This is a genomic window from Methylobacterium sp. WL7 (genome assembly GCF_008040085.1).
GTDB classification, from domain to species: Bacteria; Pseudomonadota; Alphaproteobacteria; order Rhizobiales; family Beijerinckiaceae; genus Methylobacterium; species Methylobacterium mesophilicum.
In genome coordinates, this window is sequence record NZ_VRVG01000257.1 from 1 (window position 1) to 3,110 (window position 3,110).

The 3,110-nt window shown below is 72.4% G+C and carries 2 protein-coding genes; one reads left to right on the forward strand and one right to left on the reverse strand.

Features of this window, described 5'->3' with window-relative positions:
- Nucleotides 1-72 precede the first annotated feature (72 nt).
- Nucleotides 73-681, reverse strand: coding sequence for a HupE/UreJ family protein (locus FV233_RS28855; RefSeq protein ID WP_147899575.1), 609 nt, complete (start codon nucleotides 679-681; stop codon nucleotides 73-75).
- Nucleotides 682-1,127: 446 nt separating this feature from the next.
- Between FV233_RS28855 and FV233_RS28860 the strand changes: the two genes are divergently transcribed.
- Nucleotides 1,128-2,729, forward strand: a complete 1,602-nt coding sequence (locus tag FV233_RS28860) for a gamma-glutamyltransferase family protein (protein ID WP_147899576.1) — start codon at nucleotides 1,128-1,130, stop codon at nucleotides 2,727-2,729.
- The last annotated feature ends 381 nt before the right edge of the window (nucleotides 2,730-3,110 follow it).

A 3,110-nucleotide genomic window follows, 5' to 3' on the forward strand; every position in this document is an offset into this window, starting at 1 on the left:
CGCAACCGTGTCAGCCCCTGGCCGCCCGTGACATCAAGCCCCTGCGGACGGGTGTAACCGGGTCGGTACCGCTCAGGCCGGCAGCGCCAGCAGCGCGAGGCCCGCCGCCGCGACCGCGGTGCCGAGGGCCGGAGCGGCCCGGGCGGCGCCGAGCCGCGACGCGGCGATCCCGAGGCCGATCCCGGCCGCATGCAGCAGCGCGGTCGCGGCCAGGAAACCCAGGCCGAAGGTCAGGCCCGAGGCGGTCTCCGGCATCTCGGCGCCGTGGGCGTAGCCGTGGAACACCGCGAACACGCCGACGAGGCTGGCGAGCAGCGCAACCGGCGCCCGCAGGCCGACGATCGCGGCCACGCCGAACACCACGATGGAGAGTGCGATCCCGGTCTCGGCATAGGGCAGCGCGACGCCGACCATGCCCAGACCCGCCCCCACGCTCATGAGCGCCAGGAAGGACAGGGGCAGCGCCCAGAGCGCCCGGCCGCCGCGCAGGGCCGCCAGCAGTCCGACCGCGACCATCGCCAGCACGTGGTCGGCACCGAGCAGCGGATGCAGGAAGCCGGCCTCGGCGCCGAGCGCGGCCTCATGGCCGGGATGGGCCAGGGCCGCCTGCGGCAGCAGCGCGAACGCGGCGGGAAGGGCGGCAAGGCCAGAGGCGAGCGGGGCGGCGGGCAGGCGCTTCATCGGGTATCCTTCGCGGGTGTCCGGTTGAAGGTAGCGCCGATCCCGCGGCACGGCGAGTGCCCGGACCCGCGGCCCGTCCGGCCTTCGACGGAACTCCACGGTCGGGGGCGCGTAGGGTCTCGCCCCGGGCGGGTATCGGAAGGAGCCGAGTATGCAGCAGGCCGACAACCGCACCGCCGCCCGCCAGCAGGGCCTGGACGATCTCGACAAGGTCGCGGTCGGCATCGTCGAGCGCGACGGAAAGGTCTCGATCATCGAGAAGGCGTGACACGGAACGGGGGGTTCAGCACAGGCGGCCGTGGCGCTGCGGATCACTTGAATACATGATACCGTTTCACGCCGGCGCCGAGAGGGCCTAGCCGGCGGTTCGGCATGAGCGGTGGCGGCGCCCCTTCTCCAGCGGGGGCGGACGACCAGCGGCTCGATCGCACAGGACAGGATTTCCCGTGAGAGATTTCTCCGCACCCGGGCGCTCCCCGGTCTACGCCGCCAACGCCGCCGTCGCGACCTCGCATCCCGCCTCGACCCTGGCCGCCATCGAGATCCTGCGCGCGGGCGGCAACGCCGTCGATGCCGGGATCGCCGCGGTGGCGGTGCAGTGCGTGGTCGATCCGCTGATGACCGGGATCGGCGGCGATTGCTTCGCCCTCTATGCTCCGGCCGGCGCCTCCAAGCCGATCGCGCTGGACGGGTCCGGCCGGGCGCCGGCCGCCGCCACGCCCGACTGGTACGCCGAGCACGGTGCCGCGATCACGCCGGCCTCGCCGCACGCGGTCACGGTGCCGGGGGCGATCGGAGCCTGGGACATGCTGGTGCGCGAGCACGGCACGCGCGCGCTGGGCGAATTGCTGCAGCCGGCGATCCGCTACGCCGAGGACGGGTTCGTGATTCAGCAGCGTGTCGGCTGGGACTGGCAGCGCAACATCCCCCGGGTCGCCGGCGACCCCCACGCCGCCGCCACCTACCTGGTCGGCGGCGAGGCCCCGGCGATCGGCAGCGTCTTCCGTCTGCCGAAACTCGCCGCCACGCTCCGGCGCATCGCCGAGGAGGGCCCGCGCGGCTTCTATGAAGGACCGGTGGCCGACGACATGGTCCGCCGGCTCAACGAACTCGGCGGCCTGCACACCCGGGACGACTTCGCCACGTCGCGGCCGGACGTGGTCACGCCGGTCTCGACCCGCTACCGCGGCTACGACGTCTACGAGTGCCCGCCCGCCGGTCAGGGCCTCGCGGCGCTGATGATGCTGAACGTGCTGTCGCATCACGACGTCGCCGCCCTGTCGGACCTGGACCGGCTCCACCTGTTCGCCGAGACCTGCAAGCAGGCCTACCATCACCGGGACGTGCTGTTCGGCGACGCCGCCCTCGCCCGGGTGCCGGTGGAGCACCTGCTGTCGGATGCCTGGAAGGCCGCCGCCCACGGGGCGATCGACATGGGCCGCGCCCGGCCGCCGGAGATCTACCCCGAGATCGCGCAAGAAATCGCGGAGGCGCGGGCCCACAAGGACACGGTCTACCTCTGCGTGGTCGACCGGGACGGCAACGCGCTGTCGCTGATCAACTCGGTGTTCCAGGGCTTCGGCTCGGGGATCCTGGCGCCGGAGAGCGGCGTGCTGCTGCACAACCGCGGCCTGTCGTTCCGCACGGAGGCCGGTCATCCGAACAGCATCGGTCCCGGCAAGCGGCCGATGCACACGATCATCCCGGGCATGCTGATGAAGGACGGCCGGGCGGTCGCGCCGTTCGGCGTGATGGGCGGCCATTACCAGGCCATGGGCCATGTCGAGCTGCTGTCGGGCATCATCGACCGGGGCCTCGACGTGCAGGCGGCGCTCGATGCCCCGCGCAGCTTCGCGTACGGCGACAGCCTGGAACTCGAAACGGGCATCACGGACGCCGCGATGGCGGGCCTGATCGCGCGCGGCCACCCGGCGATCCGGGCGCCCCTGCCGCTGGGCGGCGGCCAGATCATCTGGATCGACCGCGCGGCCGGCACGCTGGCGGCGGGCTCGGACCCGCGCAAGGACGGGGCTGCTCTGGGGTATTGAGGAACAGGAGCCAGCTTTGGAGGCTACCGGACCAAAAGTGTCCGGAGACAGCGCGGGTCCCCTCGCCCGCACGGGCCACGAAGCTCACACGTCGCTGCCGGATGTGGGCCAAGGCCAACCCCAAGCGCGTCTCCCTCCACCCTCTGCGGGCTACGGGCTACACAGGTTTGAGGCACTGGCGCTGCTGCAGACTGCGACGGTCCCCCTCTCCCGTGCGGGAGAGGGTTGGGGTGAGGGACCAGGGCTTTCCGGAAATGTCGCATCCCTCACCCTGTCCCTCTCCCGTACGGGAGAGGGGACCCGCGCCTCCTCCACCGTCGGGAGGACCAGGGCTCTGACCGAAACCTGTATAGCCCGTAGCTCTGCGGGGGAGGGTGGGCC

Bases quoted from the DNA above. Each gene is read 5' to 3' on its own strand.
- FV233_RS28855 (WP_147899575.1), bottom strand. From the start codon at position 681: ATGAAGCGCCTGCCCGCCGCCCCGCTCGCCTCTGGCCTTGCCGCCCTT.